The organism is Actinomadura sp. 6K520, assembly GCF_004349245.1.
Classification (GTDB): domain Bacteria; phylum Actinomycetota; class Actinomycetes; order Streptosporangiales; family Streptosporangiaceae; genus Spirillospora.
On sequence record NZ_SMLC01000116.1, the window covers coordinates 1 to 23,756 of the forward strand.

The 23,756-nt window shown below is 69.5% G+C and carries 20 protein-coding genes and 1 pseudogene; 12 read left to right on the top strand and 9 right to left on the bottom strand.

Going from position 1 to position 23,756, the window contains the following annotated elements:
• Positions 1-13 precede the first annotated feature (13 nt).
• Positions 14-370, bottom strand: a complete 357-nt coding sequence (locus tag E1289_RS25825) for a hypothetical protein (protein WP_131984558.1) — start codon at positions 368-370, stop codon at positions 14-16.
• Between the two features lie 208 nt (positions 371-578).
• Here E1289_RS25825 and E1289_RS25830 point away from each other — a divergent pair, with 208 nt between their 5' ends.
• The 6 genes from E1289_RS25830 to E1289_RS25855 all read left to right on the top strand — a co-directional run bounded on the left by E1289_RS25830 (position 579) and on the right by E1289_RS25855 (position 5,580).
• The gene (locus E1289_RS25830) at positions 579-1,382 is read left to right on the top strand and encodes a helix-turn-helix transcriptional regulator (protein ID WP_165970612.1); all 804 of its coding nucleotides are present in this window, start codon (positions 579-581) and stop codon (positions 1,380-1,382) included.
• Entirely contained in the window at positions 1,373-1,570 is a 198-nt protein-coding gene (locus tag E1289_RS25835; RefSeq protein WP_131984562.1) for a DUF397 domain-containing protein, read from the top strand. Before E1289_RS25830 ends, E1289_RS25835 begins: the two co-directional genes overlap by 10 nt.
• A gap of 276 nt (positions 1,571-1,846) precedes the next feature.
• On the top strand, positions 1,847-3,181 hold the full coding sequence (locus tag E1289_RS25840; protein ID WP_165970613.1) for an OmpA family protein: 1,335 nt from the start codon (positions 1,847-1,849) through the stop codon (positions 3,179-3,181).
• A gap of 90 nt (positions 3,182-3,271) precedes the next feature.
• A complete protein-coding gene (locus E1289_RS25845; protein WP_131984566.1) occupies positions 3,272-3,514 on the top strand; it encodes a DUF6458 family protein in 243 nt (80 codons plus the stop codon).
• A 109-nt stretch (positions 3,515-3,623) separates the two neighbouring features.
• Positions 3,624-4,160 carry a hypothetical protein gene (locus tag E1289_RS25850; protein ID WP_131984568.1) on the top strand — a complete coding sequence of 179 codons (537 nt, stop codon included), beginning with the start codon at positions 3,624-3,626 and terminating at the stop codon, positions 4,158-4,160.
• A 118-nt stretch (positions 4,161-4,278) separates the two neighbouring features.
• Positions 4,279-5,580: a hypothetical protein gene (locus E1289_RS25855; RefSeq protein ID WP_131984570.1), complete on the top strand. Its 1,302-nt coding sequence runs from the start codon at positions 4,279-4,281 to the stop codon at positions 5,578-5,580.
• A gap of 26 nt (positions 5,581-5,606) precedes the next feature.
• Here the strand turns inward: E1289_RS25855 and E1289_RS25860 are convergent, their stop codons facing one another.
• The 5 genes from E1289_RS25860 to E1289_RS25880 form a co-directional block, all read right to left on the bottom strand.
• The gene (locus E1289_RS25860) at positions 5,607-5,894 is read right to left on the bottom strand and encodes a YrhK family protein (protein ID WP_131984572.1); all 288 of its coding nucleotides are present in this window, start codon (positions 5,892-5,894) and stop codon (positions 5,607-5,609) included.
• A 109-nt stretch (positions 5,895-6,003) separates the two neighbouring features.
• Positions 6,004-7,437: a dihydrolipoamide acetyltransferase family protein gene (locus tag E1289_RS25865; protein ID WP_131984574.1), complete on the bottom strand. Its 1,434-nt coding sequence runs from the start codon at positions 7,435-7,437 to the stop codon at positions 6,004-6,006.
• Between the two features lie 5 nt (positions 7,438-7,442).
• The gene (locus tag E1289_RS25870; protein WP_131984576.1) at positions 7,443-8,420 is read right to left on the bottom strand and encodes an alpha-ketoacid dehydrogenase subunit beta; all 978 of its coding nucleotides are present in this window, start codon (positions 8,418-8,420) and stop codon (positions 7,443-7,445) included.
• Positions 8,417-9,547, bottom strand: coding sequence for a pyruvate dehydrogenase (acetyl-transferring) E1 component subunit alpha (gene pdhA / locus E1289_RS25875; protein WP_131984578.1), 1,131 nt, complete (start codon positions 9,545-9,547; stop codon positions 8,417-8,419). The genes E1289_RS25870 and pdhA overlap by 4 nt, the downstream gene beginning before the upstream one ends.
• Before the next feature lie 247 nt (positions 9,548-9,794).
• Positions 9,795-11,414: a hypothetical protein gene (locus tag E1289_RS25880; protein ID WP_131984580.1), complete on the bottom strand. Its 1,620-nt coding sequence runs from the start codon at positions 11,412-11,414 to the stop codon at positions 9,795-9,797.
• Between the two features lie 96 nt (positions 11,415-11,510).
• Here E1289_RS25880 and purS point away from each other — a divergent pair, with 96 nt between their 5' ends.
• The 6 genes from purS to E1289_RS25915 all read left to right on the top strand — a co-directional run bounded on the left by purS (position 11,511) and on the right by E1289_RS25915 (position 20,314).
• A complete protein-coding gene (gene purS / locus E1289_RS25885) occupies positions 11,511-11,753 on the top strand; it encodes a phosphoribosylformylglycinamidine synthase subunit PurS (RefSeq protein ID WP_131984582.1) in 243 nt (80 codons plus the stop codon).
• A gap of 266 nt (positions 11,754-12,019) precedes the next feature.
• Positions 12,020-12,463 carry an ATP-binding protein gene (locus E1289_RS25890; RefSeq protein WP_243713146.1) on the top strand — a complete coding sequence of 148 codons (444 nt, stop codon included), beginning with the start codon at positions 12,020-12,022 and terminating at the stop codon, positions 12,461-12,463.
• 99 nt (positions 12,464-12,562) lie between these two features.
• Entirely contained in the window at positions 12,563-13,243 is a 681-nt protein-coding gene (gene purQ, locus E1289_RS25895; RefSeq protein WP_131984586.1) for a phosphoribosylformylglycinamidine synthase subunit PurQ, read from the top strand.
• Between the two features lie 103 nt (positions 13,244-13,346).
• Positions 13,347-16,796, top strand: coding sequence for a phosphoribosylformylglycinamidine synthase subunit PurL (gene purL / locus E1289_RS40345; RefSeq protein ID WP_347813593.1), 3,450 nt, complete (start codon positions 13,347-13,349; stop codon positions 16,794-16,796).
• A 141-nt stretch (positions 16,797-16,937) separates the two neighbouring features.
• Entirely contained in the window at positions 16,938-19,115 is a 2,178-nt protein-coding gene (locus E1289_RS25910; protein WP_131984590.1) for an AAA family ATPase, read from the top strand.
• 17 nt (positions 19,116-19,132) lie between these two features.
• A complete protein-coding gene (locus tag E1289_RS25915; RefSeq protein WP_131984592.1) occupies positions 19,133-20,314 on the top strand; it encodes a restriction endonuclease in 1,182 nt (393 codons plus the stop codon).
• 155 nt (positions 20,315-20,469) lie between these two features.
• On the opposite strand, the gene E1289_RS25920 is transcribed toward E1289_RS25915, so the two are convergent.
• The 3 genes and pseudogenes from E1289_RS25920 to E1289_RS25930 all read right to left on the bottom strand — a co-directional run.
• Positions 20,470-21,372 (bottom strand): DUF4200 domain-containing protein, encoded by a 903-nt coding sequence (locus E1289_RS25920; protein WP_243713144.1) that lies wholly within the window; start codon positions 21,370-21,372, stop codon positions 20,470-20,472.
• Between the two features lie 210 nt (positions 21,373-21,582).
• Positions 21,583-22,746 carry a S8 family peptidase gene (locus E1289_RS25925; protein WP_131984596.1) on the bottom strand — a complete coding sequence of 388 codons (1,164 nt, stop codon included), beginning with the start codon at positions 22,744-22,746 and terminating at the stop codon, positions 21,583-21,585.
• A 136-nt stretch (positions 22,747-22,882) separates the two neighbouring features.
• A pseudogene (locus E1289_RS25930) lies at positions 22,883-23,756 on the bottom strand (hypothetical protein); the annotation flags it as partial.

The window sequence follows — 23,756 nt, forward strand, 5'->3', positions numbered from 1 at the left end:
GTTTGCTGGCATGCTACTGTCCCCCTTTTCCTTTCGGATCCGGGTAAGCCATTAGGCCCAGAGAAAACCTCCAATCCTCTCCCGGCTGAGCCGGGAATACGACCAAGCGCCTCGTGGCGCACTCCCAGACCTCGATGACGGTGAGCGGTTCGCGCACGTCCGGGAAGATCCGCACGATGATGTGCCCGATCCCCACATGCTTGTAGCTGTTAGTGACCAGCTCGGTAACCACGAGCCGCCCGACGAAGTCGTCGGCGTGCCCCAGCTCGCGGAACCGGTCGGTGAGGTAGCGGCGCGCTTTCGCGGGCGCCGCGTCGGACGGAGCGAGGACGAGCGGCGGCGCCTCTGGCGCGAGCATGACCGCAGGCATCGGTGAACCCCTCCAGCCTGGACGAAGGGCTGATCGCAAACGAGGCCAACCCGTCATACCGGAAGTACTCGCTCCAATCACCCTGTGTGACCGAACGACCACTATCAGGCCACAGGAGGTCCTACTCTCTCAGGAGACTGCGAGAACACCCTCAAACGGGTTGCTTCCGCTAGCTTCCGGGTTGCCTCTTCTCGAAAGGAAGATCGTCATGGCCTCGACCATCGAGAACCGCAGTCGCACCCCGGAGTTGAGGTCCTTTGGTGCCGTGGTCAGGAGGTTGCGCGAGGAGGCCGGACTAAAGCAGTTTGAGCTGGCCGCGCAGGTGAACGTCTCCCGCGCCTATATCGGTCATGTTGAACTTGGCAAGACGCGGTGTCGCCTGGACTTCGCAAAACGTCTTGACGGGTCACTGCAGGCCAACGGCGAGATCGTTACGGCTTGGAACAAGCTGCTGGAATCGATCAAGTCCGTCAAGTATGCCGCCTACTTCGTCAACTTCCCGAAGGCTGAGTCGACGGCCAAGGTGATTCGCGTCTACGAGACACATGTAGTTAATGGTCTGTTCCAGACCGAAGCGTATGCTAGCGAGATTGTTAAAGATGCAGACATCCTAAATACCAGGCTGAATAGGCAGAAGCAGGTGATGAGTGAACCTATCCCAAAGATATTTGTAGTCCTTGAGGAGAGCGTGCTCCAAAGGCAGGTAGGTACCCGGGAGGTCATGCGCGAGCAGCTTGAACATCTGCTGGAGCTTTCTGAGCGGCCCGGCATCCGGCTCCAGGTGCTCCCGACCGTCTACGTGGAGGACGCCCGAGCTGCCTTCACCATCGCCACACAGGCGGACCGTAGCGACGCTGCCTATCTCGTAACTGGGACAGGAGGCGTGACCAGCGCAGACCCGGACGATACTGCCAACCTGCACGAAAGGTTCGCTAGTCTTCAGGCAGAGGCGCTCAATGTGAGAGACACCCGAGCCCTGATCAGAAGGGTGATCGAGGAGAGATGGACCTGAGCAAGGCAGTGTGGCGCAAGGCTTCACGAAGCACGGCCGAGGGTGACAACTGTGTTGAGGTTGCTCTGATCTCCCAGACGGTGGCGTTGCGCGACAGCAAAGACCCCGACGGCCCCAAGCTCATCATTAGCCACAGCGATTTCCGGAATTTTGCAAGTGCTCTTCAGAAATCGCGTGTGCAGCATTGAACGGCGACACCCCACGTGTAAACGAGGCGACGTCGATTGAGCACGCTTTTGGAATGGGGTCGCGACGGCCGTCCCCCAATGATCCGCGAGTGGACTGATGGGCCGGTGCGTCGGCTGTGCCCCTTGCTAGGGATATGGCGGGGTGGTTTGGCGTTGGCTACTGTGGCCCGCATGTTCGCTTGCCCCTTCTCTGACGGATGACTGATGCGCCGCGTCCTGTCTCTCATTGCGTTCCTCTTCGGGCTTGTGCTGCTTGTCGGTTGCACGGGCGGTGAGGTGGATGAGGATGGGCTGCCGACGGACGGGGGCTCTGGGCCTCCCGCCAGCGCCGGAGGGGCGTTCGTCAAGGAGGGCTGGTTCGGCGGCGCGGGTGCCCCGCTGCACGCCCGTGTTCAGATCAAGGGCGTTGAGCGCCGGGGTGACAAATCGGTGCTGCGGTACAGCGTGACGTCCCTGGACTCGTCCAAGAAATTCCTGACCTTTGCGGTCGACCTGATCGATCCGGTCGGGCGCCTGCTCTACAGGAGCACCGGGTCCACGGGCGGGGAGGAGTTCGCGCCCGGTGCCACGCGTGAGATGACCGCCGAGTTCCCGGCCATTCCGCGGAGCGCCGCGAAGGTCACCGCGATCACGCGGGGTACGGCCGGGGAGTTCACCGGCATCCCCGTGACCGGCCCCGACGACGCGTCCGCCGCGTCCCTCGCCCGGCTGCGCGGCAACCCCGTGGAGCTGTACGGCATCACCGAAGGGGAGATCAAGGACGCCGCGACGAGCGGGCAGCGGGTGACGGTCGGCCTCCACACGGACGCGCTGTTCGAGAAGACCTCCGCCGATCTCTCCGGGCGCGCCGGGGCGGTGCTGGACGAGACCGCGCGGGCGATCAAGGCGAAGGCCATGGGCCCGCTGAGGTTCGTGGGGCACACCGACAGCCGTGGAGACGACGCCGCCAACGTGGAGCTGTCCAAGGAGCGCGCCGAGGCCGTGATGCGTGAGATGAAGTCCCGGCTCGGTGACGGCTTCTCCTACTCGGCGAGCGGCCGGGGTGAGGCGGAGCCCATCGCTGCGGAGGGCGGCGAGGACGACGCCAAGGCCCGCAGGCGCAACCGCCGCGTCGAGATCACCTACGAGGTGAAGCGGCCGGAGACGCCGAGCCCGTCCGCCCCCGCCGACTTCCGGCCGGAGGACGGTGAGAAGGTCGCCGGCCGTTCGGCGAAGTTCGGTGCGGCCAAGCGGCGCCTGGACGTCAAACCCTTCTACCGGGACGGCGCCTACATCGTCGCCGTGTTCGACATCGTCAACGAAGGCCCGGGACCCACCCCGCCGGACACGTCCTACGCGCACCGGGATTATCCGGGAGGCGTGTTCACCGCGTTCTCCGTGCGGGTGCCGGGAAGCGAGGACGTCTACCGCACCGTCCGGATCGGCACCGTGACACCCGGTGCCACGGGCTCCTACGTCGACCCCGGGCGCGCAGTCGGCGGCGCCGAGGTGAACCAGCCCGTCCGCGGCTTCGCCTACCTCCCCGCCCCGCCCGGCAACGTCACTTCCGTCACCTTCGACGCCGGCCCCTTCGGAAAATTCGACGAGGTTCCGGTGGCACGAAGTCAGTGATCACGAATGGCCGGCCCGCCGACGTGTGACGGTCCAGCCGAACGGATAGGTAAAGGGCACGACCATGGATCGTCCGGCGGAGGTCATCGCATGGGTATCGGCGTCAGTATCTTCTTGATCACGCTCGGCCTGATCCTCAAGTTCGCGATCAACCCGGATGCGATGACGGACCCGGTGGACGTGCACGTCATCGGCGTGATCCTGATCGTCGTCGGCGGGGTGTCGTTCGCGCTCCAGTTGCTGATGATGTCCCGGATGCAGCAGCGTCGCCCCCGCTTCCCGTCGGAACGGGACGAACGCACCTACGACGGCGACAACCCGCCCCGCCCCTGAGACGCGTCCCCTCACCTTTCCTGAGGCTCGGGACCCGATCGCCCGGGATTGAACGGAATGCCGTACCGGCGCATCCAACCGGGAACCCCCGGTTTCGAGGAGGCGCCGCGTGGCCGCTCTGATCGTGATGTGCTTCGTTCTGGCAGCCGTCTTTTTCGTGCTCGGATGCATGGATCAGCGGAAGCTCTACTGGAAGCTCACGGCCTGGCAGTACCGCCGCCCCGAGGCCAACGAGCCGTCCGAGGCCGCGTACGCGCTGAACCGGTTCGGCCTGTTCTTCGGCGCGGTCATGATGCTCGTAATCGCCGCCATCCTCAACGCCGCCGACGTCACGAGCACCTACTCGACGGCGCAGGTGCGCTCCGTCGCGTCCGCCGCGGCGTCCGAACTGGACGAGGGGACGCAGTCCGGGATCGGCTCGTCTTTCCGCACGTCGTCCGACGTCCATGACGCCGTCAACGAGCACGGCGGCGGCAACGTCGAGATGCGTTACGTCGGCGGCGGCAGGTACGAGCTGACGAACCGCGACGGCGAGAACCCTGTCTGCCTCACCGTCACGGTCGACAACGACCTGAACATCGGCGGCGGCATAGGCGAGCCCTGGAGCCACTCGATCAGCACGTCCGTCAACGAGGGCGCCTGCTGACCCGCCCGCCCCCCGGTCCGACGCACCGGAGGTGACCTCCGGTGAAGATGGCGGGGCGCTTCGGCGGTGACTACTGTGGCTCCAGTCTCCCGCCCGCCACTTCCTTGACGGATGACCGATGCGCCGCGTCTCAACCCTCGCCGTGTCCTTCTCCGGGCTGCTGCTCCTCACCGGCTGCACCGATGACGGGGCGGTCAAGGTCGATCCGCCGACGGCCGGTGCCGGTGGCTCCGCCCGTCCCGCGAACTCCGGGGGGACGTTCACCAAGGAGGGCCGGTTCGGGAGCGCGGACGGGCTGCACGCCCGTATCGAAATCAAGGGTGTCGAACGGCAGGGTGCCAAGTCGGTGCTGCGCTACAGCGTGACGTCCCTGGATACGGCCACGAAGTCCGTCACGTTCGCGGTCGACCTGCTCGACCCGGTCGGCCGCCGCCTGTACCGCCCGACCGGATCCACGAGCGGGGACGGTTTCACGCCCGGCACGACCCGCGAGATGGCCGCCGAATACCCGGCCCTCCCGCCGGACGTCGCAAAGCTCACCGTCCTCACGCCTGGCACGGCGGGGGAGTTCACCGGCATCCCCGTGACCGGCACGGGCACCGCTCCGACGACGGCCACCGCGCCGCCGCCGGGCGCCGAGCCGGGCAGCGGCGCCCAGCCGGAGACCGGTACCGAGCCGGGGATCGGCGCCGAAGTGGAGGCGGGCGCCGAGGAGGGGACCGGGACCGGACCAGAGGCGGGCGTCGAGGCGCAGACCGACACCGATGGGGCGGCCGGAAACCCGACAGGGGCGGTGACTCCGACGATCACGGCGAGCGGGAGCGCCGAGCCGTCTCCGGAGTCATCGGCCCCTGGGCCCGGGAACCCCGTCGCGCTGCAAGACATCATCGAGAAGGAGTCCGGGGACGGCGCGTCCAGCGCCTCGCCCAGCGCTTCGGCCAGTCCGTCCGCCACGGCGAGCAGTGGAGCCGCAGCCCCGCCTGCGGACTTCCGGCCACAGGACGGCGAGAAGGTCGCCGGCCGTTCGGCGAAGTTCGGTGCGGCCAAGCGGCGCCTGGACGTCAAACCCTTCTACCGGGACGGCGCCTACATCGTCGCCGTGTTCGACATCGTCAACGAGGGCCCGGGACCCACCCCGCCGGACGCCTCCTACCCGCACACGGACTATCCCGGAGGCGTGTTCACCGCGTTCTCCGTCCGGGTGCCGGGAAGCAAGGACGTCTACCGCGCCGTCCGGATCGGCTCCGGGACGCAGGGCACCCCCGGTTCCTACGTCGACCCGGGACGCGCCGTCTTCGCCACCGAGGTGGGCCAGCCCGTCCGCGGCTTCGTCTACCTTCCCGCCCCGCCCGGCAATGCCACCTCCGTCACCTTCGACGCCGGTCCTTTCGGCACGTTCGAGGACGTTCCCGTGCAGTGACCCCCGATTGTCCCTGGGAGGTCCCCTCAGAAGTCCATCGAGGACTCGTGCGAGCTGCCCGTGCCGTCCCCGTAGCGCCTCTGCAGATGGAAGCGGCGGCTCAGGCGGATCGTCGGGCGCATGAGGAACATGACCGACCCGATCACGAACAGGCACTTCGCGGCGAAGGTGGTCGACTCGGGGAAGAACAGCGCGCTTCCCACCAGGAACAGCAGCGCGGCACCGAAGTCGTTGGCGATCGACAGCGTCTCGTAGCGCCGGCGGATCACCAGTTCGTCCGGTCCGATGCGGAGGTGGATCGAGGAGTCTGCCATGGGGCGAGACTACGAGACGGGCGGCGTAACGCCTGGTCAGTGAACTTCGCGGTGCGGTGGAGCGGGGCCGGTGCCGACCGCGCGGCACCGGCCCCAACGAACCCGTCGGCTATGACCAGGCGAGCATGCGGATGGGGTCCTCCAGCATGTCGCCGACGTCGCGGAGCACCCGCGACCCCAGCTCGCCGTCCACGATGCGGTGGTCGAACGACAGCGACAGCGTGGTGACCTTCCGGATCGCCAGCTCGCCCTCGTGCACCCACGGCATGTCCCGGATCTGGCCGAACGCCAGGATCGCGGCCTCACCCGGGGTGAGGATCGGGGTCCCGGTGTCCACGCCGAACACGCCCACGTTCGTGATCGAGATCGTCCCGTCGGACAGGTCGGCCGGGGACGCCTTGCCCGAGCGGGCCTTCTCGGTCAGCTCGCCGAGCGCGCGGGCCAGGCCGGGCAGGTCGAGGTCCTGCGCGTCCTTCACCTTCGGGACGATCAGGCCCCGGTCGGTGGCCGCCGCGATCCCGAGGTTCACGTAGCGCTTGACGACGATCTCCGCGCCGGACGGCCCGTCCACCCAGGAGGCGTTGACCTCCGGGTTCCGCGCCACGGCGGTGAGCAGCGCCCGCGCCACCAGCAGCAGCGGGGACACCTTCACGTCCGCGAACTCGGGCAGCTCGCGGAGCCGCTTCACGGTCTCCATCGTCCGCGTCACGTCCACCTGGAGGAACTCGGTGACGTGCGGGGCGGTGAACGCCGAACCGGACACCGCCGCCGCGGTCGCCTTGCGGACGCCCTTGACCGGCCGCCGCTCCTCCCGCGGCCCCACCTGGGCGGGCACCGCGGGGTCCTGTGCCGCGACCTGGGTTCCGGCCTGGGCGGCGAGGACGTCCTCGCGCGTGATCGAACCCTGCGGGCCGGACCCGGTGACGGTGGCGAGGTCCACGCCGAGGTCCTTGGCCATCTTCCGGACCGGCGGCTTCGCGAGCGGCAGCCCGTCGCCCGCCGGCTGCGGACGCGGCGCGGCCGGTGCCTGCTGTGGCGGGGCCGGTGCCTGCGGCGCGGGTGGCGCCTGCGGCGGGGCCGGTGCCTGCTGAGCGGGGGGCGGGGCGCCGTTGGCCGCCTTGCGCGGGCGGCGCTTCGTCGCGCCCTCCTTGACCCCGTACCCCACGAGGACGGGCTGGCGCTTCGGCGGCGCCTCGGGCGACACCATGCCCGGCTCCTCGACGCGCGGCACGCCGTCCTGCTTGATCGCCGCGGCCTGCGCCGGGGGTTCGGACACCGGCGTCGCCACGCTCCCGCCGCCCTCGGCGTCCACCGAGATGATGGGCTTGCCAACGTCGACGGTCTCGCCCTCGGTGGCGAGCAGCTCGGCGACCACGCCCTCGAACGGGCAGGGCAGCTCGACGATCGCCTTCGCCGTCTCGATCTCCACGATGGTCTGGTTGATCTCGACGGTGTCGCCCGGCTGGACGTGCCACTTCACGATCTCGGCCTCGGTCAGGCCCTCGCCCACGTCCGGCAGGTTGAAGATTTTCGGCTGGCTCACCGGCGTCACCACGCGAAGGTCCGGTCGACCGCGTCCAGGATGCGGTCGAGGTCGGGCAGGTAGTGGTCCTCGACTCGCGAGGGCGGGTACGGCGTGGAGAACCCGCCGACCCGCAGTACCGGCGACTCCAGCCGGTAGAAGCACTTCTCCGTGATCCGCGCCGCCAGTTCGGCGCCGAACCCGCTGAATACCGGGGCCTCGTGGACGACGATGCAGCGTCCCGTCCGGTTGACCGAGTCCACCACGGTGCCGAGGTCGAGCGGGTTCAGCGAGCGCAGGTCGATGACCTCCAGGGACCGCCCCTCCTCGGCGGCCGCGGCGGCGGCCTCCAGGCAGGTCTTCACCGACGGCCCGTACGCCAGCACGGTCACGTGGTCGCCCGGCTGGACGACCCTGGCCCGGTGGAGCGGCGTCCAGTCGGACGAGTCGACGTCCACCTCGGCCTTCTCCCAGTACCGCCGCTTCGGCTCGAAGAAGATCACCGGGTCGGGGGACGTGATCGACTGCTGGATCATCGAGTAGGCGTCCACCGGGTTCGAGCACGCGACCACCCGCAGCCCGGCCGTGTGCGTGAAGTACGCCTCGGGGGACTCCGAGTGGTGCTCGACCGCGCCGATGCCGCCGCCGCAGGGGATCCGGACGACGACCGGCAGCGACAGCGCGCCGAGCGACCGCATCCGCATCTTGGCGAGCTGTGTGATGATCTGGTCGGCGGCCGGGAACACGAACCCGTCGAACTGGATCTCGCAGACGGGCCGGTAGCCCCGCAGCGCCAGCCCGATCGCCGTGCCGATGATGCCCGACTCGGCGAGCGGCGTGTCGATGACGCGTTCCTCGCCGAAGTCCTTCATCAGCCCGTCGGTGATCCGGAAGACCCCGCCGAGCTGCCCGACGTCCTCACCCATCACGAGGACCTTCGGGTCGTTCTCCATGGCCTTGCGCAGGCCCTCGTTTATCGCCTTGCCGAGCGTCAGGGTGGTCACTTCGCCTCCTCCTCGAACGACGCCAGGTAGGCGGCGAACTGCTCCTGCTCCTCGGTCATCAGCGGATGCCGCTCCGCGTACACGTGGTCGAACATCGACAGCGGCTCCGGGTCGGGCAGCGCCAGGCACGCCTCGCGCAGCTCCCTGGCGAGCTGCTTGGCCTCGTCCTCCACCTTGTCGAAGAACCCCGAGTCGGCGAGGTCGTTGCGCACCAGGTACGCCTTGACGCGCTCGATGGGGTCCTTGAGCTTCCACGCCTCCTCCTCGGCCTTGAGCCGGTAGCGCGTGGGGTCGTCCGTCGTGGTGTGGGCGCCCATCCGGTAGGTGAACGCCTCGATGAACGTCGGGCCCTGCCCGGTGCGGGCGTTCTCCAGTGCCTTCCTGGTCACGGCCAGGCACGCGAACACGTCGTTGCCGTCCACGCGCAGGCCCGGGAACCCGAAGCCCTGTGCCCTCTTGTAGAGGGGAATCCGGCTCTGCCGCTCAAGCGGCTCGGAGATGGCCCACTGGTTGTTCTGGCAGAAGAACACGATGGGGGCGTTGAACACCGAGGCGAACACGAACGACTCGTTCACGTCGCCCTGCGAGGTCGCCCCGTCACCGAAGTAGGCGATCGTCGCGCCCGCAGACGACGTGCCCAGCACGCCGTCCCGCTGGATGCCCATCGCGTACCCGGTGGCGTGCAGCGTCTGGCTGCCGATCACGATGGTGTACAGGTGGAAGCCGTGCTCGGCGGGGTCCCACCCGCCGTGGTTGACGCCGCGGAACAGGCCGAGCAGGTTCAGCGGCTCGACGTTGCGGCACCACGCCACACCGTGCTCCCGGTACGTCGGGAACACCATGTCGTGCTCGGTGAGCGCGCGCCCCGAGCCGATCTGCGCCGCCTCCTGCCCGAGCAGCGACGCCCAGATGCCGAGCTCGCCCTGCCGGGTGAGCGCCACGGACTCCAGGTCGATCCGCCGCACGATGACCAGGTCGCGGTAGAGGTCGCGCACTTCCTCGGCGCTGAGGTCCAGGGGGTAGTCGGGATGCTCGACGCGCTCGCCCTCGGGGGTGAGCAGCTGGATGAGCTCTGGCTCGGCGAGCTCGGTCGTGTCGGGCGCGCCGCGCACGGAGTCGATCGTCATCGATGACACTCCTCGTTCGGGGCCGTCACGCGGGATCGCCGCGCGTCCGGCCGATGTCCACGGCCTCGGACCCCGGTAAGGGACGAACGCCGCATATGCCATCGTGGCAGACATCACACCTTACGATGCAAGTCCCGCCATCCAGGTCCTACCCCGAGCGCCGTCCTTTGATCCGGACGAGCCCTGGCCACGCGCGCCCCGGACCCGGACGTGATTCACGCCACCCGCCCCGCGGAGCGGAGCGGCGTCACTCGCGGGAGAGCGCCCGGGTGGCCCCGGCGGCGACGGTCAGGCCGAGGATCAGGCCGGCGACGACGATGAAGTTGGCGATCCACTGGTGGACGCCCTTGGGGGCGAAAACCCGCTCCTGGCCGAGGTCGCCGATGGGCAGGATCAGGTCGAGGGTGTAGAAGAACGCGTTGAAGTGCGGGCTGTCGTCACTGTTCAGAATCGGGGGATTCTCCAGGGAGAAGACGATCGTCCCGAAGACGAGCAGCCCGATCAGCCAGCTCGCGGCGCGGAACGGGCGGTAGCCGTAGCCGACCAGGACGTCCTGCAGCCAGCCGACGATCTTGCGGGCCGGCCCCTGGGTCGCGCGGCGGTCCCGGGCCTTCGCGAGCAGCACGTAACGGCCGTCGGAGTCCAGGCCGAGGGAGCGGTAGGCCAGCGCCAGGCGCTCGTAGGGCTGCGGCGCGTACCCGTCGGTGTCGCGGTGCAGCCAGTCCAGCCGCTCGCGGGCCGTCAGCGGCGGTTCGAGCGTCTCGTACTGCAGGCCGTCGAGCTGCAGGCGCTCCGGCCAGGAGGCGGCGTCGTCGCGCAGCAGGCTGATGCGCGCGTAGGACAGGTCGGCGATGCCCCTGATCGGCTCGGCCGTGCGGAGCAGCAGTTCCTCGGCCTGGATGCGCTGCACGCTGAGCGCCGTCCCCTCGTCGTTGCGCAGGTGGGCGCCGCGGAGGCTGAGCTGGCCGGTGACGCGGGCGCCGGCGAAGCTGACGGCGCCGACGGCGCTGAAGCCGTCCGAGCAGTACACGTCGGTCTCGACGGCGAGGTCGTCGGCGTTCAGGGCGGTCTTCGCCGGTGCCGACAGGCGCGCGCCCACGAAGGACAGGTAGCCGCCGACGCGGGCGCCGCGGAGCCGGACCTCGCCCTCGGCGCTGAACCCGCCGTCGCAGAACACGTTCGCGGCCACGTCCAGGCGGCTCGCGTACAGGGCGGCGCCGGACGGGTTGTGCAGCCGCGCCCCCCGGAAGATCAGCTGACCGCCGACGTGGGCGCCGGGCAGCCGGACCTCCCCGCTGGCCGCGAACCCCTGGTCGCAGTAGACGTTGGCCTCGACGGTAAGGCGGTCGGCGAGCAGCGCGTCCCCTCCGGGGTTGGACAGCTGGACCCCCGACATGTTGAGGATGCCGGTGATGTTCGCCCCGTCCAGCCACAGGCCGCCCGTGATGCGGCTGCCCTCCAGCCACAGGTGCCCGTCGACCCGCGTACCGGACGCGATGAGACCGGGCAGCCGGCAGCGCATCAGGTGGACGCTGTTCATGGTCGCCCAGTAAAGGTGCGGGGCCTCGTCGAACGAGCACCCCGTGAGCGCCAGGGGGACGCTGACCTCCGCGTGGCCCAGGTTCAGGGAGCCGGTGACGCGCGCCCCGGCGAGCCGCACCGCGGCGACCTCGCCCGGCCGGGGCGCCACCGCGCCGACGAGCAGCGCGACGAGCACCTCGGCCCTGACCGTCCGCTCGCGCCCCCAGCGGTCGGCCTGCGCGATGTCGTCGTAAGCGGGATCGCCCGACGACAGGTCGACGGATTCGCCCTTCGGGAACGCATCCCAAAGGCGGCGTTCCGAGGGAGTCAGGTCCTCGATGTTCATCGGGCGGCTCCGGGGGGTGCGGATGGGTCGTGATGGGCAATGTTGCCGTACGCTTCAGGATCGTAAGGAAAAGCGCAGACCAGTGAGGGGGCGGTCGTGGCGCGTGTCGTCGTGGACGTCATGCTCAAGCCGGAGATCCTCGACCCGCAGGGTCAGGCGATCGCCCGGAAGCTGCCGCAGCTGGGTTTCGACGGGGTGGTCGCGGTCCGGCAGGGCAAGCGGTTCGAGGTGGAGCTGGAGGGGGAGGCCGACGAGGCCGCCCTGGAGCGGGTCGGCAAGATCGCCGAGACGCTGCTCGCGAACCCCGTCATCGAGAACTACGAGGTTCGCGTTCTCTGACCCGAAATGGACCGGAATGCCGTTCGGCTTCCGGGCTGATCCGGCCCGCTGATTTGGCGCGTTCCATCCGTTCGCGCGGGCTTTCCTGGCCCCCGCGCCATTGCCCGGGGCGGCCGGGATTACGCGAAGCGACCCGTGAGTGTAGCGATTACGGAAGATTCCGCCGGGGAAGTGTTAGCTGCGTCGAGTCGTCGAGCACGCTCCGGGGACCGGGGGAACGGCCAGGAAGCCCGGGGCATGACATGACACGAGGTGTCCGGGTGGATATGCGGTTCTCGCTCTCGCTTCCGCGCGAGGCGCCCAGCATCCCGGTGGTCCGGCGGGTGGCGGGGGACGCGCTGCGCGGGCTGGGCGTCACCGAGGACTGCGTCGGCGACATTCTGGTCGCCACCTCCGAGGCGTGCACCAACGCCGTCCAGCACGCCCGCGGGTCCGGTGAGTACCAGGTCACAATGCACGTGGACGAGTCCGATTGTGTGCTCGAAGTCATGGACCACGGACGCGGGCCACGCGGTGCGGCGCCCGTGGATCGCGGGGTGTTGAGCGAGTCCGGCCGCGGGCTTAGGATCATGCGGGCCCTTGTGGACGAACTGGACATCGACCCCTCGTCCGACCGGGGCACCGTCGTTCACCTGCGGAAGCGGCTGAGCTGGCGGGACGAGGCACTGGTCCGGCGCCTCGACCGCAAACTCATGCACAGCGCCGGGTAGATTGGAAGCCGCGCGCGGGGGAAAAGCGACGCGCAGCGGGGTGATCGGCGGAGGAGATACCGCCCGTTCCGGTGCCCCTCATTCGGAGGAACAGAAGAGATGGATGCTGCCCGGGTCGGGATCATCACCTTCCCCGGTTCTCTCGACGACAAGGACGCCGCGCGAGCCGTGCGACTTGCCGGCGCCGAACCGGTCGCCCTTTGGCACGGAGACCACGACCTGCGGGGGGTCGACGCCGTCGTCCTGCCCGGCGGGTTCTCCTACGGGGACTACCTGCGCGCCGGGGCGATCGCCCGGTTCGCACCGCTCATGACCGAACTGGTGTCCGCCGCGGGGGCGGGGCTACCGGTGCTCGGCATCTGCAACGGCTTCCAGGTGCTGTGCGAGTCGCACCTGCTGCCGGGCGCGCTGCTGCCGAACGCCGGCCTGCACTTCGTGTGCCGCGACCAGCGCCTGCGGGTCGACAACGCCGACACCGCCTGGACCACCGAGTACCGGGAAGGCCAGGAGCTGGTGATCCCGATCAAGAACCGGGACGGCCGCTACACCGCCGACCGGGAGACGCTGGCCGAACTGGCCTCCTCTGGACGGATCGTGGCCCGCTACCTCGACCTGAACCCCAACGGCTCCCAGGACGACATCGCCGGCATCTGCAACGAGGCCGGCAACGTGGTCGGGCTCATGCCGCATCCCGAGCACGCCGTGGAGTCACTGACCGGCCCTTCCACCGATGGGCTCGGCTTTTTCACCTCCATCGTCAAGAAACTGGTCAACGCATGAGCGCCGCGAACCAGGGGGGCGTGGGGGATCGTCCCCCACAAGGAGACAGCATGAGCGCCGCGAACCAGGGAGCGTGGGGGATCGTCCCCCACAAGGAGACAGCATGAGCGAGCAACCTCACGCCTCAGGGCGCGCCACCCGGGAATCCGCGGACGAGCCGTCGATGGAGTGGCTCGGCGAGCTCAGGTCCGACGCCGACGACCCGGAGCTCCAGCCGGTCGACCCATCGGTCACCCAGGCTTTCGAGGCCATGCTGGAGGAGGCCAAGGACGCCAAGTCGGCCAAGCCCGGGACGGCCCCGCCCGCCGCGCCCGCGCGGCCCGAGGCGTCCCCGCAGCCGCTGCCGGCGGCGCCGCCCGTGACCGTCCCGGAGGCGCCCGCCCCGCCGCAGCCGGTCATCCAGGTGGACCCGACCGTGCAGGCCGTCCTCCGGGCCGCTCAGCCCCTCCAGGACGAGACGGAGGGGCCGGAGCAGGAGTTCGCCCGAGCGCTGGCCGAGGAGGGCCCCGCCGGTGGCCCCGCCGTCACCCTGGCGAACCCGGCGACGCTCACGAACCCCGACCTGAACCAGTACACGACGCCGCCGCCGGGCTCGGGCACCGGCCCGCAGCCCGCGGTCGGCTCCGGCACGGGCTCCAACACGGGCCCGCAGCTGCCCGTCAACCCGGGCACCGGCCCGCTGCCGACGGTCGGCCCCGGCACCGGCCCGCTGCCGACGGTCGGCCCCGGCACCGGCCCGCTGCCGACGGTCGGCCCCGGCACGGGCCCGCAGCCCGCGGTCGGTCACGGCACGGGCCCGCAGCCCGCGGTCGGTCACGGCACGGGCCCGCAGCCCGCGGTCGGTCACGGCACCGGCCCGCAGCCCGCCGTCGGCCCCGGCACGGGGCCGCAGCAGGCCGTCAACCCCGGCACGGGCCCGCAGCCCGCCGTCGGCCCCGCCACGGGCCCGCAGCCGTTCGTCCGCCCCGGCACCGGCCCGCTCCCCGCGGTCGGCCCGGGCACCGGCCCGCAGCAGGCCGTCAACCCCGGCACGGGCCCGCAGCCCGCCGTTGGCCACGGCACGGGCCCGCAGCCGTTCGTCCGCCCCGGCACCGGCCCCCTGCCCGCGGTCGGCGCGGGGACCGGCCCGCAGCCCGCGGTCGGCCCCGGCTCCGGCCCGCAGCAGGTCCTCCGCCTCGACAGCGGCCCGCAGCCCGTGTTCGGGTCCGGCACGGGCCCGCAGCCCGCGGTCGGCCCGGGGACCGGCCCGCAGCCCGCCATCGAGGCGTCCGGCCCGGCCTACCACGGAACCGACACGGTGGCCATCGCGGCCGCGTCTCCCGAGCGCCGCCAGCCGTACGCCGAGCTCGGGATGAACGACGAGGAGTACCGGCGCGTCCGCCAGATCCTCGGGCGCCGCCCCACGTCGGCCGAGCTGGCGATCTACTCGGTGATGTGGAGCGAGCACTGCTCGTACAAGAGCTCCAGGGTGCACCTGCGCCAGTTCGGCGAGAAGGCCCCGAAGACCGACAAGCTGCTCGTCGGCATGGGGGAGAACGCCGGCGTGGTGGACGTCGGCCAGGGCTGGGCGGTCACCTTCAAGGTGGAGTCGCACAACCACCCGTCCTATGTGGAGCCGTACCAGGGCGCCGCGACCGGCGTCGGCGGCATCGTCCGCGACATCATGTCGATGGGCGCCCGTCCCATCGCGGTCATGGACTCGCTCCGGTTCGGCCCCGCCGACGCCCCCGACACCCAGCGCGTCCTGCCCGGTGTCGTGGCGGGCGTTGGCGGCTACGCCAACTCGCTCGGCCTGCCCAACATCGGCGGCGAGACGGTGTTCGACGCCTGCTACGGGCAGAACCCGCTCGTCAACGCGCTGTGCGTCGGCGTCATGCGGCACGAGGACATCCAGCGCGCGGTCGCCCCGGGCCCCGGCAACAGGGTGATCCTGTTCGGCGCGCTGACCGGCCCGGACGGGATCGGCGGCGCGTCCGTCCTCGCCTCGGCGACGTTCGACGAGGAGTCCCACCAGAAGCGGCCGTCGGTCCAGGTGGGCGACCCGTTCATGGAGAAGCTGCTCATCGAGTGCTGCCTCGAACTGTTCAACGAGGACCTCGTGGTCGGCATCCAGGACCTCGGCGCGGCCGGTGTCTCCTGCGCGACGACGGAGCTGGCCGCGGCCGGCACCGGCGGCATGCACGTCGACCTCGACACCGTCCCGCTCCGCGACGAGACGCTCCTCCCCGAGGAGATCCTCATGAGCGAGTCGCAGGAGCGCATGATGGCGGTGGTCACGCCCGACAAGGTCGACCGCTTCATGGAGATCTGCGCCCGCTGGGAGATCCCGGCGACCGTGATCGGCACGGTCACCGACACGGGCCGGCTGGTCATGACGTGGCGCGGCGAGACGATCGTCGACATCCCGCCGACCACCGCCGCCGACGAGGGCCCGGTCTACAACCGGCCGCTGCAGCCTCCGGCCGACCTCGGCGCGCTGCAGTCCGACACACCGGGCCGCCTCACCCGTCCGTCCAACGGTGACGAGCTGCGCCGCACCGTCCTGTGGCTGGCGGGCTCCCCGAACCTCGCCAGCAAGACGTGGGTGACGTCCCAGTACGACCGGTACGTCCTCGGCAACACCGTCCTGGCGATGCCGGAGAACGCCGGCGTGGTCCGTATCGACGACGACTCCGGCCTGGGCATCGCGCTGTCCCTGGACGGGAACGGCCGCTACACCCGCCTCGACCCGTACGCGGGCGCCCAGCTCGCCCTCTCCGAGGCGTTCCGCAACGTCGCCGCCACGGGCGCGCGGCCCCTGGCCGTCACCAACTGCCTCAACTTCGGCTCCCCGGAGGACCCGGGCGTCATGTGGCAGTTCGCCCGCGCGGTCGAGGGCCTGGCGGACGGGTGCCAGTACCTCGGCATCCCGGTCACGGGCGGCAACGTGAGCTTCTACAACCAGACCGGCTCCGCCCCCATCAACCCGACCCCGGTCGTGGGCGTCCTCGGCGTCCACGACGACGTGCGGCGCCGCGTGAACATGGGGCTCACCACCGACGGCGCCACCATCGCGCTGCTCGGCGAGACCCGCGAGGAGTTCGGCGGCTCGGAATGGGCCCACGTCGTCTACGGCCACCTGGGCGGCCTGCCCCCGCTCGTGGACCTCAAGGCCGAGACGGCGCTGGCCTCCGTCCTCGTCAGCGCCATCCGCGACGGGCTGGTGACCGTCGTCCACGACCTGTCGGACGGCGGCCTCTCCCAGACGCTGGTGGAGTCGTGCCTCCGCGGCAGCCTCGGCGCCCGCATCACCCTGCCGGGCGACCCGTTCGTCGCCCTGTTCAGCGAATCGGTGGCCCGCGCCATGGTCGCCGTCCGCCCCGGCGCCGAAGCGCGCCTGGCGGCCCTCTGCGAGTCCGCGGGCATCCCCGTGACACAGATCGGCGTGGCGGGCGGAGACTCCCTCACCGTGACGGGCCACGGCCCTGACGGCGACCAGCAGGAACTCTTCAGCATCCCCCTGTACGAACTACGCGAAGCCCACGAACGAACCCTCCCCAGCTACGCCGACTAACTCCCAGGCCAACTGAAGGGCGTCCGCACCAAGGCGGACGCCCTTCCTTGTCTTGTTCCTGATGTAGGCGATCGGTGGCGGGAGCGTCCGTGGGAGGCATATCGTCCCGGTCGGCGGGGTGCCCCACAGAAGGAGACGCCGGTGACCACGGAATCGAAGTCGACCCACTGGGGCAATCCCGAGATAGAACGCGCCGCCCGGAAGATTCTTGACGAGGGTCTGGGAAAGGGGCTGTCGGCGATCGAGCCGGACCAGCGCGCGTGGTCGCGGGCCACCGCGAGTGACCTGCACGCCCGGATCACCGCCAGCCCGGATGTCGGCTCCGGAACGTTCCTGACCAGGCTAAGAGATCAACTCAGCGGTTCCAGTCGCGCAACCCACCTGTTGTGCGCGGAGCTCATGTACCTCCAGGCGCTTCCCTTGACCAATGTGGGGGCGGATAGGAAGCGGGCGAACGTCAAGGCCGTCCTGGCCTGGACTGAGCCGCCCATCACCCTCCCGTCCGAGTTGGACGATGCCCTCGGCGCCCGTGGTGTCTTCAACGGCGGCATGGGATTCACGGTCATGCTCTGGAGCCAGTTGGGGTGGCTCCTGTCATTCGTTGAGCATTGGTGGGAACAGCCGCAGGAGACAAGAGCCGCCGCCCTGGAGGACCCGTGGGCTTTCCGGGATGTCGTCGCGTCCATCAAGACCGATCAGCCGGGCATCCGGAACTCGCTCCTGCACCTCGCATTCCCGGACACGTTCTTCCCTATCGTCAACCAGGACCACAAGCGCGCCATCCACCGCACCTTCGTCTCGTTGATTGCCGGCCCTTCCGGAGACGATCCGATCTCCATCGACCGCGATCTGCTCGCCATCCGGAACGAACAGGTGAGGCGATCCAACGGTGAGCGAGTCGCCTACTACTACGAGCCGTATCGCTCGCAATGGAAGAAGGCCGACGACAAGGTCCAGCGGGCATGGCTCGTCAGACCGGAGCCGGATGGTGAGGAGACCGTTTCGCGCTGGCGGGAGGAAGAACGCGTATCCCTGCCTGTCGCCTACCTCCCGGACCGTGGAGAGTCGCAGAAACTGGCGGAGATCCGAGCCATGGTGGACGATGCTTACGGCCATGAGGATTATCCCCGGCGACTTGCTCTGGCCTACGAGATCCACGCATTCCAGCAGCGGATGAAGGTCGATGATGTGGTGGTGGCCGTCTCCGGCGACCAACTGCACATCGGTCACATCACGGGGGAGTCGAGCCGCTCCGAAGGCGACGATACCTTTCTCGCGCGGCCCGTGGCCTGGTTCCCCGCGACGCACCCCGAGCCCGGCCTGCCGGCGCCCCTGGCCGCCGCCATCGGTCAGCCGGGTTTGGTGGTCGACATCACGAACGAGATCAAGAGTATCCACGACCTGTCTCCCGGTGACGGTTCACCGATGCCACCGAAACCAGAAACCGGCCGGGCGCGGGAACTGTCACCTGCCACCGCGGAACTGGCGAGCGAGGTTCACATGGACGTGGCTTGGCTGGATCGCATCATAGAAGTGCTCCAGACCCGGAGACAGATCGTCCTCTACGGCCCGCCCGGCACCGGCAAGACATATCTGGCGCGGGCGCTTGCCCGCCATCTCACGGCAAGCGACGCGGTCCGGCTGGTGCAGTTCCACCCTTCCTACGCTTACGAGGACTTCTTCGAGGGCTACCGCCCGGCGCTGACGTCCACGGACGCCGCCACGTTCCAGTTGATGCCGGGACCGATGCGAAAGCTGGCGTCCGATGCCAAGAGCAACCCCGGCAAGCCCTACGTGATGATCATCGACGAGATCAACCGGGCCAACCTCGCGAAGGTGTTCGGCGAGTTGTACTTCCTGCTCGAATACCGCGACGACTCGATCCAGCTCCAGTACTCGCCCGGTGACGCGTTCACGCTTCCCGGCAACGTCTTCTTCATCGGCACCATGAACAGCGCGGACCGGTCGATCGCCCTGATCGACGCCGCGATGAGGCGACGGTTCGCCTTCGTGGAGATGCATCCGGCGAGCCACCCGGTCAAGAACGTGCTACGCAACTGGCTGAAGGCCAACGGCAGCACGGACGACTCCAGGGCGGACCTCCTCGACGCCCTGAACGCCGAGATAGGGGTCGAGGGCCACGACTTTCAGATCGGCCCGTCCTACCTCATGGGCCCCGACGCCGAAAGCCCGGACGGCCTTGACCGCGTCTGGGAGTACTCGATACTTCCACTCCTCGAAGAGCACTACTACGGCCGCCTGTCTCGCGGGGAGGTGCACGACCGCTTCGGACTGACCGCGATCCGGGGCAAGAAGTGAAGGCGAACGGGGAATCGGTGGGGTCGCTGGCGGAGGACGACAACCACGGCAAGGTGGTCTCCGTCTCCTCCGCCACTGCAACGGCTCTCAGAAGGTCCGGGCTGCTTCGTGTGGAGCCGGAAGGCACGGACGGGAAATGGCGGCTGCTGCCTCATGGGAAGGTCGGCGCCGTGCGAGCCGGCGAGGTGGACGTGATGGTCACCCCGAAGGTCGGCATCGAGAGGTTGCTCTTCCTGCTGGGCTACGCGGCGAATCCGGGCTTCAGGCCGGACGACGTCCAAGGTGCCGCAGATGACGATCTGCTGCCGCTGATGGCCGAGTCGCTCGCCCGCCAAGCCGAACGAGCCCTCGCCGCCGGGGTCCTCCAGGGTTACGTGACGATCGACGACGCCCTCATGACGGTGCGGGGCCGTCCGAGGCTGGGCGACCAGTTGTCGCGCCGCCCGGGGATGCTCCTGCCGCTTGAGGTACGCCACGACGAGTACTCGGCCGACATCCCAGAGAACCGCGTCCTCCGCTCCGCGATGGAACGGATGCTCACAGGCCCCCGCCTGCCCGCCGGCACCCGGGCGCGCCTCATACACCTCTGCGGCCGCCTTGACGGCGTGGGGCGGCTCGATCCAGGCCGCCCGCCCCCGCACATACGTGAGACCCGCCTCAACGCCCGCTATCAACCCGCCCTGCGCCTAGCAGAACTCGTGCTCACGCATCAGTCTCTCGAAACCGGGCCGGGCCCCCTTACGACGGCTTCTTTCGTAGTGGACATGGCCAGAGTCTTCGAAGATTTCGTCACCACTGCGATGAGAGAGGCCCTCGCAGGCCGACCCGGAACGACCCATGGCCAATACCGAACGCACCTGGACGCGTCCCGGCTGGTCTCCGTGCGCCCCGACATCGTCCACACCGTCGACGGGACTCCGCGCATCGTTCTGGACGCGAAGTACAAGGTTCAGAAGGACGGCCCAGGCACCGACCTCTACCAAATGCTCGCCTACTGCACGACCCTCAACCTGAAGCGGGGTTGGCTCGCGTACGCCCAAGGCCCCACCACACCCCGCACATACCGCATTCGAAACACCGGCATCGAGGTAGTCGCCAGGCCCTTGGACCTGGCGACATCCCCGACCGAGTTGCTCAAACAGATCAGCCACCTGGCAGACGAGATCTGGGAACCACCCTCACCGCCTATGCGCCCCTGAAGCCCTCAAGGAGGGAGTCACGGCCCCCACTCGAAGCACAGGGCGGTATTTCCGCGATTGCCCCACGATTCCGACCTGCGAGGCTACGGGTCGGCTTGATCGACGCCCTCTCGGGAAAGCACGTGAGCTGCGGCCCTGGTCGGAGGGCCCCACAGCTAGAAGACCGAGATGTGGACGTGGTCGTAGTGGTTGGCGGTGTTGCCGCCTCGGTTGGCCATCATGCTCCAGCCGGGGTTGCGCATGTCGTAGATGCGCTGGCGCCAGATGACGTACTTGATGCCGAGGGCGCTGGCGTGGGAGATGGCGTACTCGGCGACCTGGTCGCCCTGGGTCCGGGCGCTGCCGCTGGCCATCACGCCGCCGGTCGTGACCATGAAGTCGCAGGCGTGGCCGGTGCCGTGGTCCTGGGGGTCGCCGGTGCTGCGGACGCAGCCGATGGTGGGGAAGGGGCCGAACTCCAGGTCGAGGGTGTTCTTGGTCTTGAGCATGCGGGGGGTGACGCCGCCCATGCCGGTGCTCGGCGACTCGGGCTTGTAGCGCTTGACCAGGGCCTGGATCTTGGTCTTGCGGCTCTTGAGGTCCTGGATCTCCTTCTTGACCTCGGCCATCTTCGCCTCGGCCTGCTTGCGGGCCTGGACCTGGTCCCTGACGAGCTTCTGGATCTGCTCGACCTTCGTGGCCTGGTTCTGGGCGAGGTGGCTGACGAGGCTGGCGTTGCTGAGGAGCTCGGTCGGGTCGGCGGACGACAGGAAGGTGACCGTGGGGTCCTCGCCGTTCATCATGTACTTGGTCGCGGCGAACCGGGCGACGACGTTGCGGGCCTCGACCAGGTCCCTTTCCAGGACCTTCGACTTGACGTGGGCCTTCTTGGCGGCGTACTGCGCGTCCTTGAGCTTGGCGAGGTCGCCGCCGAGCTCCTTCTCCAGCTGCTCGATCTGCCTGTTCAGCTTGGCGAACTTGGCGGCGTCGCCCGGGTCGAACGGTGCGGCGGCGGGTGCCGCGGCGCCGGCGGACGGTGTGGCGGTACCGAGCAGCGGCAGCGCGGTCGCGATCGCCACGAGAGCCAGGGTGGCGCGTCGTGCAGAACGCCTGCCAGTGGAGGCGGGGGTCTCCACGTGCATCTCCTCTCGTCACGGCCGAAGGTCAATGAACTTTAAAGAACCGTCTGGTGTCTCGCCAAGGCTAGACCCCTGAGGTGGGTGAGGCGGTGCGAAGCGCTGGATGCCCGGCTCCTTGCCTGGGAGCCGGGCCATCCTACGTGACGCGATTCACAGGTTCGCCTTGTAGACGAGCCGGTTCGCCTGCTGGCGCAGGCGCTTCAGGCTACGCGTGGAGTTGTCGTTGAGCCACTTCTGCACTTGCGGGAACGTGGCGGACTTGTGGGTGGACAGGTACAGGGCGGCGACTCCGCTGACGTGCGGGGCGGCCATGGACGTCCCCGTGAGGCCCTTGTGGCCGCCTCCGGGCCACGTCGAGTAGATGCCGTATCCGGGCGCGTTGATGTCGACGCACCAGCCCCAGTTGGAGAACGTGGCGCGGTTGTCGTACTTGGTCGTGGCGCCCACCGTCATGACCCAGCCCGCACCGGACGGCGAGAACTTGCACGCGTCGGCGTTGCTGTTGCCGGCGGCGACGGAGACGAACACGCCGGACTTGGACAGGTTCATGACGGCGGTGTTGAGGGCGTCCGACTTCGGTCCGCCGAGCGACAGGTTCGCGACTGCGGGCTTGGCGGCGTTGGTGCGCAGCCACTGGACGGCGGCGACCAGGTCCGACAGCGAGCCGTCGCCCTTGCAGTCCAGGACGCGGAGGGCGCGGACTCTGGCTCCCTTGGCGACGCCGTAGGTCTTGGCTCCGATGGTGCCCGCGACGTGGGTTCCGTGGCCGTTGCAGTCACGGCCGTCGCCGTTGAACCTGGGGGCCGTCCAGGCGATGGAGGCGCGGCCGCCGAAGTCCTTGTGCGTGACGTCCAGTCCGGTGTCGATGACGTAGGCGTTGACCCCGGCACCGGTGGATCTGTACGTGTAGGTCTTGGAGTAGTTCCGGGACCGCTGGTCGATGCGGTCGAGGCCCCAGGGCAGCGGTGCCCGCTGGGTGCCGTTGATGGAGACGATCTGGTCCTGCTCGATCGCGGCGACGCGGTCGTCGCGGCGCAGCTCGCCGAGCTGGTCGCCGTTCAGCCGCGCGGCGAAGCCGTTCAGGACGCCGTCGAAGCGCTTGACGCCGGCGGCGTCGACCTTCCTGGCGGCCGCGTCGGGGGACGCCCCGGCCTTCAGCGTGACGATGTACTGGCCGGGAACCGGGGTGCCCTGCGCCGCCGTCACCTCCACGAGTGATTCGGAGCCGGCGGCGAGCACGGGAAACGCGGCGGCGCCTCCCAGGCAGCTCGCGACGACTCCGGCCAGCAGCAGCCTTCGGTGGACAACCCGCAAGGCGGTCTCCTTCTCACCGGGAGCCCGCGCGCGGCGGCCCCACCACATGATCGATGCTTCGAATGCGGGGAAACCTTAGCGGAACTATCGAGATTTAGGACGGCAAACCGGGCATTTCCCGGGTGGTGCCGGGTGCTCAGCCGCGGATCAGCCGGCCTCCGTAGCCGAGGTTCGTCCCCGGCCGGCTCCACGTGTACTGCAGCGTCCCGTCCGGCTGCCGGGTGATCTGGACGACCCCGGACGTGCACGGCTTCCCGACGGTCAGGGACATCTTCAGCGCGCTCTCCGTGCCCCTGGTCATGCTGAGCGTGCCTTCGCAGCCTTCCCTGGGATAGATGGCGCGTCCTGTGGTGCCGCCCACCTCGAACGTGACCTCGACGGGGAACGAGGCGTTGCGGCTTGTGTTGACCAGGGTTCCCTTCCACGTCCCCCCAAAGGACGACGGGATCGTCGTCACCGGGCGGTTGTTGGACGCGTTGGCGCTGTCCGGGGGCGGCCCGTCATCGGCCTTGAGCTGGGGCCAGAGCACCAGCGCGATGATGGCGATCCCCACGCCGACGCCTATGAAGAGTGAAAGCGCGACACCGAGAACATGGTTGCTGGGCCGCCGCATCCTGGTCAGGGACGCCAGGGGAGAGGAACCGCGTCCACCCTCGTCACGCCCTCCTCCAAGGCCGGGGATGAGCGGGGCCGGGTCGGTGGTGTTCGCGTGGTCGTCCAGGTCGATGGCGTCGAAGGTGGCGGTCGGGTCCGGGCCGACCGCGTCGAGCCGCATGGTCTGGTCGCTCCGGTCGGGCTGCCGCGGCGCGAACGCGTCGAACGTCGCGGTCTCCTCGAAGGCGGACGGGTCCAGGTCCGCGCCGGACGGTGCGGCCGCGGTCTCGGGCTCCGGCGGGCGTGAGCGGCGCACGCGCGAGAGCTTCCCCAGCAGGGGCAGGGCCGGCGACGGAGCGGTCTCCTCGGCGGACGGTGAAGGGACGCCTGCGGGAGGGCCTGGGGGCGGTCTCTTA